The 7,853-nt window shown below is 64.1% G+C and carries 5 protein-coding genes; all 5 read left to right on the top strand.

Annotation, left to right across the window (positions count from 1 at the left end; all coding sequences use genetic code 11):
• Nucleotides 1-186: hypothetical protein (locus tag GSQ90_RS00030; RefSeq protein WP_158812433.1), on the top strand; the 186-nt coding region annotated here is incomplete at its 5' end.
• A gap of 81 nt (nt 187-267) precedes the next feature.
• The gene (locus GSQ90_RS00025) at nt 268-711 is read left to right on the top strand and encodes a hypothetical protein (RefSeq protein ID WP_158812432.1); all 444 of its coding nucleotides are present in this window, start codon (nt 268-270) and stop codon (nt 709-711) included.
• Nucleotides 644-1,291: an NADAR family protein gene (locus tag GSQ90_RS32785; protein WP_371418309.1), complete on the top strand. Its 648-nt coding sequence runs from the start codon at nt 644-646 to the stop codon at nt 1,289-1,291. The genes GSQ90_RS00025 and GSQ90_RS32785 overlap by 68 nt, the downstream gene beginning before the upstream one ends.
• 591 nt (nt 1,292-1,882) lie before the next feature.
• Nucleotides 1,883-4,810 (top strand): caspase family protein, encoded by a 2,928-nt coding sequence (locus GSQ90_RS00015; protein ID WP_158812430.1) that lies wholly within the window; start codon nt 1,883-1,885, stop codon nt 4,808-4,810.
• A gap of 172 nt (nt 4,811-4,982) precedes the next feature.
• Nucleotides 4,983-7,853: caspase family protein (locus tag GSQ90_RS00010; RefSeq protein WP_158812429.1), on the top strand; the 2,871-nt coding region annotated here is incomplete at its 3' end.

Raw genomic sequence — 7,853 nt, 5'->3', positions numbered from 1 at the left:
GCATTGGTCGAGGGCATCGAGAAAGGACAGGCGGCCGCGCGCGGCGACGACGCGATCACGGTCTCGACGCTTGACGCCTATCTTCGGCTTCGCGTGGGCAAGCTCACCAACGACGCGCAACACCCCAATATGCTGCGCCCGCCGCAGGAGACGGACTTCACCTTCGCCCAGGCGAGGACGCCGTGACCGTTTGGCGCTTGAATCAAGCCGGGATGGCCGCCATGCTGAGAAACGACGGCGCTCTGCCGTGAACGAGGAGACCGGAGCATGCGGCAGACAAGTATCAAGGCCAGCGTTTTGCTTCTTGCGCTATGTCTCTATGCGGCGCCCGCCTTCGCCGAGGTGCTGATCACGTCCCGCGAAGCCAAGCTTCCCGACGCCGACAAGCGCGAGCGCGGCGCGATGTCGGGACCCAGGGTGTTGCTATTGTCGCCCGCGCGCGACGCGGCCAGCGTGAAATCGCCTTTCGCGCTGACGATCAAATTCGAGAGCCGCGACGGCGTGCCGGTCGACCTCAATACGCTCGTCGTCACCTATGAGAAGACCCCGCCGGTCGATCTGACAGAGCGCGTCAATGCCTATCTCTCGCCGACAGGCATTGCGATGCCGCAGGCGGAGACGCCGCCAGGCGAGCATAGGCTTCATGTCGAGATCAAGGACGTCAACGGCCGGCTCGGCGGCGCGGAGTTTTCGATCATCGCGGCGCCCTAAGGCCGCCTCGCCGCTCACCGGCAAGTCTCGCCCACGCGCGGCGATAGAAACGAATATCTTTTTCGAAAAGAAATGGGGCACCTTTCGGTGGCGTGCCGCCTTCCAACACGAGGCGTCGCCCGGTCCATCGCTTAAATCTCTGGTCTTTTACAGAGGCGTCTCCTTCTGGCCCGTTTCGATCATCCTCGACGGCGTGCGCTACAGGTCCGTAGAGCACGCCTATCAAGCCGCGAAGACTCTCGATCCGACCGAACGCCTCAAAATCCAGCTCGCCGAGACGCCGAGCCGCGCTAAAGAGCTCGGTCGATCGCTAACGATGCGGTCCGATTGGACCATTGTGAAAATCCCAACTATGCTTTGGCTGCAGTGGCGGAAATATCGGAATCGCCGCCTTGCCAAACTTGCCGCAACTGGCGCGCGCCAGATATTCGAGCTCAATTCCTGGAACGACATCTTTTGGGGCGTCGTTGAAAATGACGGCGGCTACGAAGGGGCAAATGCGTTGGGCCAGATTCTCGCGCTCGTGCGGGACGAGATCGGCAATAAAATCATGGGCGCCGCAGACATAGGGCGACTTTGATATTCAATTATCACGGCGCAAAGGCGGCCTGAAAGATGCGCATCTTGAACACGTGGCTATCTTCGTCATGCATGGTTTTCGCCTCTCTCGGCGTTTGTGTATCTGCATCTTACGCGGGCGCGGAAAACCATCTGGCGGATGCGCCCGTCAGATGCGAGGACGTCGAGAGCATTGGGGTTGCTACAATGGCGGACGACAAAACAATCACGCTGCAGGTAAGAGCGCTGGACCCCGATAAGATCATCGAAAGTTTACTAGTCTACAAGCCAGGCGATCGCGATTATCAAAGCATATTGACGCATTTGGGCGGATTGGCGCCAGGACAGTCGAAGCCCGTTAGACCTTGGTGTTGATGAGGCGTCGACTCTCCGCGGCGCGCAGTCAAAGCGCGAGACAGGCGTCGATCGCAGCCGGGACTCGCTCCGTATAATCATTGCCTATCCTTACGCGGCGCGCCACATTGTCGCCTGTCGAGTTCCGTCGTGACCGAACCGGGAGGCCCGTGTGTTTCACGCTCTTCGCGCGATAGCGGCTTTGTCAATTCTTACCATAGCGATTGCCGGGCCGAGCGGCGCGCGCGAACTCTCCGCAATGAGCAGTGAAGAGATCAAGGTGTTGCAGCAGCGCCTCTCCAATGCTGGCTGTTACCGAGGAGCTTTCGACGGCAAGGCGAGCGTCGGGCTGGAGACCAGCGTGAAGGCCTGTCCTGACCAAGAGCCGACGCTTCGAATAGAGACCGGCATGCACGTCGCGCAAATCAGCCATATGGCGGTAGACGCCCGTTGCTCCATCGCAGTCACGGGCTCGGACGACAAGACCGTGCGGCTTTGGTCGATGCCAGACGGCAAACCTTTGCGCGTGCAGCGGCTTCCCATCGACAGCGGCGCGGGAGGCAAAGTGAATACGGTCGCTATCTCTGCAGACGGTCAATGGGTCGCGGCCGGCGTCGACGACGCGCATGTGAGCATCGACGGCAAGCGCGGGATCTATCTTTTCGATGCGGCGACCGGCGCGTCAATAAGGCGCATCGGCGCGCTCGACGACGCCTTCGCGCTCTCGCTGGCGTTTTCTCCTGATGGGCGACAGTTGGCCGCCGCCTTACAATGGGGCGGAGTGCGCGTATTCGACGTCGCTACGGGCGCGTTGATTTTTCGTGATCAACCGTCCCCGCGCGGCAGCGCCCATGGCGTCGCCTACGGCGCCGACGGCGTGTTGTTCGCGACGGGCTCCTCTGGATGGATATCCCGATACGATTCCAAATCGAGACGTCCCCAGCGGGTAACCGCGCCGCACCGCGGCGAACTTTACTCGATAGCTGTGGAGCCCAATGGCCAGAGGATCGCGGTCAGCTACGCGGACACCCCGATGCTCGACCTATTCGACGCTCACGATCTACATTGGCTGGGTACGCCCGATTTGACGACCGTCAACGGCGACCTCGTCGCGGTAGCATGGTCGTCGGACGGTCGGCGATTGATAGCGGGCGGCAAATACGACCGACAGGTCGGCGATAAACCCCAATGGCTCGCCCGGGTCTGGAGCGCGGACGGCAAGTTGCTGCGGGATGATATCGTTCCGGCCTCTGACGCCCTCGTGAACATGACGCCTTGCGGCGACGCCATGGCTTTCGCGACCTTCGACACTGGCTTCGGTCTGCTGCAGGCGGACGGCGGCGCGAAGCTGGTTCGCGAGAGCCGCGCCCCGATCCTGGAAAACAAGGTCGCCGATGCGTTCATGGTCTCGTCATCGGGAACGCGTGTCGATTTCGGCCTCGACTTCGGCGCCGAAGATCCTGTCGTCTTCGACGCCAGCGCGGCTACGCTATTCGAGGCTGCTCCGAGACAGGCGGGTTTCTCACAGCCTCGCGTGGAGGGTCTTCCGATCGCCAATTGGTTCATGAGCGAGTCTCCCCAATTCGCGGGCGCGCCGTATAAGCTTGAGCAAAATGACATATCCACCTCGCTCGCGATCCGCCCCGATTCGAGCGGCTTCATCCTAGGCTTGCGCGGCTCTGTTCGCAGGTTCGACGCCCATGGGCGCGTGGTTTGGTCGAAGCCCTCGCCGGCAAACGTTTGGGGCGTGAATCTCGCCAAGGACGGCGATCTGATCGTCGCCGCTTATTCCGACGGCGTGATCCGGTGGCTACGTTGGAGCGACGGCCAAGAATTGCTTTCCTTATTCGTCGACGCTAGGGATAGGCGCTGGGTCGCCTGGACGCCCACCGGCTATTACATGGCCTCGCCCGGCGGCGAAAATCTAATCGGTTGGCAGATCAATCGCGGCTGGGAGCAAGCGGCGGATTTCTTCCCCGCCTCGCGCTTTCGCGATCGTTTCAGCCGCCCCGACATCGTGCGCCTCGTGCTGGAGACGCTTGACGAGGGCGAGGCGATCCGGCGCGCTGACGAAGTCGCGCGGCGCCACGAGGACGCCGCACCGCTGACGGCGAAATTGCCGCCGATCATCCGCATCGGCGACGTCGCCAACGGCGGCAAGTTCGCCTCGGACTCAATGACGCTTAGCTATGGCCTGCGCGCGCCCTCGGGCCTGCCTGTCGATCGGATCGACGTGCTGATCGACGGCCGGCCCGCCAAGGAGATCGGCCTCCCGCTCAAACCCGCCGACGCCGCCGTCGAGACCCTTGGCGCACTCAACGTCGCACTACCGCCGCGCGACGTCGAAATCGGCTTGATCGCATGGTCGGGCGACATCGCGAGCGAGGCGGCGCGGGTGAAATTCATCTGGACCGGCGCGTCGCCAGTCGCCGCCAGCGCCCGCAAGTTGCGCGCTCTCGTGGCCGGGGTCGGGGATTACGCCTCGCCCGACATGGCCCTCGCCTACGCCGCCAAGGACGCGCGCGATTTCGCCGCCGCCCTGAAGCGGCAGAAGGGCGGCTTTTACGGCGACGTCGAGGTCAAGCTGATCCTCGATCGCGACGTCACGCGCGCGAGCCTGATCTCCGGGCTCGAATGGCTGGAGAAACAAGCGCCCGGCGCCGACGACGTCAGTGTGCTGTTCCTGGCCGGGCATGGGCTCACCGACGAGAAACAGACCTACTGGTTCCTGCCCTCGGACTCCACGGAGGACGACGCGCGCGCCAAAGGCATTTCGCAGATGGAAATCCGCCAGACCCTGCAAGGCCTCGACGGCAAAGTGCTCTGGTTCCTCGACACCTGTCACGCCGGCGGAGCGTCCCGCCCCGCGCCGGTCGACGTCACGGTGCTCGTCAATCGCGTGACCTCCACGGAGAGCGGCGGCATCGTCGCCTTCGCTTCTTCGACAGGGCGTGAGGTGTCCGTCGAGAGTAGCGTCTGGAAGAACGGCGCCTTCACCAAGGCGATCGTCGAGGGCATCGATCTGGGTAAGGCGGACCTATTCGGCGAGGGCAAGATCACCACCTCCGAACTCGACGCTTTCGTCGCCAAGCGCGTCGGCGAATTGACGGACAACAAACAACACCCGGTTATGGGCCGCCCGCCGCAAGAACCGGACTTCACGATCGCCCAGGTGCGAAAGCCCTGACGGGTCAAACCCTTTCTCTGACTTCACCGGAGAAGGGAAGCGCGCTCGCCTGATCACGGTGGCGACGCCTAGCGTCCCGCTTGTATCCCTCCGCCAAGCCAGTCATTCTGCGCGCTCGGCGGGGTTCTCTTGGAAGGGCGGCGGCGCGATGAGGTCGACGCGGAGACAAACAATGATCGCGCGATGGTTGGTTTGGCTGTGCGTCTTGCTGCTGGCCGCGGCGACGTCGGCTCAAGCCCGCGAACTTTCCACGATGAACGGAGACGAGATCAAGGGGCTGCAGCAGCGACTCACGGACGCGGGCTGCTACGCCGGCCCGGTCGATGGGACGGCCAGCGAAGCACTTGCGGCGGCGAAGGCGGCATGCCCGGACCAGGAGCCGGTGCTGCGGATCGAGACCGGGATGCACGTGGCTCCGGTCAGCGGCGTCGCCGCTGACGCGCAATGCCGGCTCGCGGCGACGTCGTCGGACGACAAGACCGTGCGGCTCTGGTCGCTTCCAGATGGCAAGCTGTTGCGCGTGTTGCGACCGCAGATCGGCGCCGGCTATGCCGGCGGCCTGAATGCGGTCGCGATGTCTCCGGACGGGCGTGTCGTCGCGGCGGGAGGCTGGGACGCGCATATCGATGTCGACCATAAAGCCGCGGTCGACGTCTTCGACACGGCCAGCGGAGCTCTTGTCGCGAGGGTGGGCGCGTTCGAGAATATCGTCGAGCATCTCGCGTTTTCCCGCGATGGGCGTTGGCTAGCGGCAACGCTCGGCGACAACGCGGGCCTCCGGATCATCGACGCTATGACTTGGCGTGAAGTCGCGGCCGACAGGACGACGGGCGGTGACGGCTTTAGCGCCGCCTTCGCGCCGGACGGGCGGCTGTATACCGTCGCCAACGGGAACATTCGCCGCTACGGTCCAGGGCCAGCGTTTCGCCTCGAGGCCGTCGTCAAGACCCGCGGTGGCCGTAGTCCGGATGCCGTCGCGATCGACCCTTTGGGCGGGCGCATCGCTGTCAGCTTCGGCGATACGTTCGCGATCGACCTCTACGATGCGCCGAATTTATCCTATCATGCCGCCTCCGGCATCAGCGGCAACAGCCATGGCGCTGGCCTCACGGGCCTTTCCTGGCGCGGCGACGGCAAAGTCCTGATAGCGGCGGGTGGATATAACCGCGATGGCAAGCTTCGCTTCTTGCTGTTCGACCCTGACGGTCGGCGCCTCGACGACCCGCCGGTCGCGCTCGCGTCCAACACGATCCGCGACATCGGTCAATGCGCCGATGGGCTCGTGGTCGCGACGGCCGATCCTGCCTTTGGCCTTATTGACGCAAGCGGCCGCGCGCTTTTCTGGCGGCGAGGCGTGGGCGTCGATATGCGCGAAAAGCTCGGCGCGGCGTTTGAAGTCGCCAATGACGGGAATAGCGTTCGCTTCGGCCTCGAAAAGGGCGCCGCTCGGCCGGCTCTTTTCGACGTCCGGCGCGCCACGCTTGACGATTCCCCCACTCAACCGCCGGGATTAAGCGACCCGATCGTCGGGGAGGCTCCCCCCGGCCTCAACGGACCCGTCACGCTTGCCCACGATGAAATCGTCACCTCGGTCGCAATCAGTCCTGACCGCGGCAGCTACGTCCTCGGAACCATTTACGCTCTCAGGAAAATCGCGGCTCGCGGCGTCGTTTGGCGGGTCGACGCACCCGAAATCACACAAGGCGTGAACATCTCCGCGGACGATCGCCTGATCGTCGCGGCTTACGGCGACGGGACGATCCGCTGGCATCGCATCGACAACGGCCGCGAGTTGCTCGCCCTGTTCGTCAACCGCGACACCCAGACCTGGGTCGCCTGGACGCCGACCGGCTATTACATGGCCTCGCCCGGCGGCGAGGACCTGATCGGTTGGCACGTCAATCGCGGCTGGAATCAAGCCGCGGACTTCTTCCCCGCCTCGCGCTTTCGCGATCGCTTCAACCGGCCCGACATCGTCCAGCTCGTGCTCGACACGCTCGACGAGGACGCGGCGGTCAAACAAGCCAACGCCAAAGCGCATCGACGCGAAGACAATACGCCCCTTGTCGCCCAACTGCCGCCGGTGATCCGTATCGCCGATCCCCCCGACGGCGGGCGCTTCGCAACGCCGGAGGCGAAGATTGACTATGTCTGGCGCTCGCCTTCCGGCCTGCCCGTCGATAGCGTCGATGTGCTGATCGACGACCGACCGTTGAAACGGCACGGGCTGCCGGTGCGATCGGCCGACGCCAATGCGGAGATTCAAGGTTCGCTCACGGTCGCGCTGCCGCCGCACGACGTCGTGGTCGGATTGGTCGCCTATTCCGGCGACATCAAGAGCGAAGTCACGCGGGTGAAGCTGACATGGACCGGGGTCGTCGCGTCAAAACCCCAACCGCACCGCCTGCATGCGCTGATCGCAGGGGTGAGCGACTATGCCTCCCCGGACATGACGCTCGCCTATGCCGCCAAGGACGCTCAGGATTTCGCCCATGCGCTCGAGGGACAAAAGGGCGGCTATTATTCTGAGGTCGAGACGCGGGTGATCGTCGATCGCGACGTCACGCGCGCCAGCCTGATCGATGGCCTCGATTGGCTCGCGAGCCAGGCGAATGGCCCCGAAGACGTCAGCGTGCTGTTTCTCTCCGGCCACGGCCTGACCGACGAGAAGCTGATGTATTGGTTCCTGCCTTCGGACGCGACCGAGGATCAGGCGCATGGCAAGGGCCTGTCGCAGGACGACGTGAGCCGCGCGCTGAGAACTGCGCCCGGCAAGGTGATCTGGTTCCTCGACACCTGCCATGCCGGCGGCGCCGCGACGCGTTCGCCGGTCGACGTCAGCAAGCTTGTCAACACCGTCACGTCACCCGAGAACGGCGGCCTTGTCACGTTCGCCTCTTCGAAGGGCGACGAGACTTCGGTGGAGAGCAGCGTGTGGAAGAACGGGGCGTTCACCCTGGCATTGGTCGAGGGCATCGAGAAAGGACAGGCGGCCGCGCGCGGCGACGACGCGATCACGGTCTCGACGCTTGACGCCTATCTT

This window comes from Methylocapsa sp. S129, assembly GCF_009765995.1.
Lineage (GTDB): Bacteria > Pseudomonadota > Alphaproteobacteria > Rhizobiales > Beijerinckiaceae > Roseiarcus.
The sequence above is the reverse complement of the archived record's forward strand: the minus strand, read 5'-3'. Positions and strand labels throughout refer to the sequence as shown.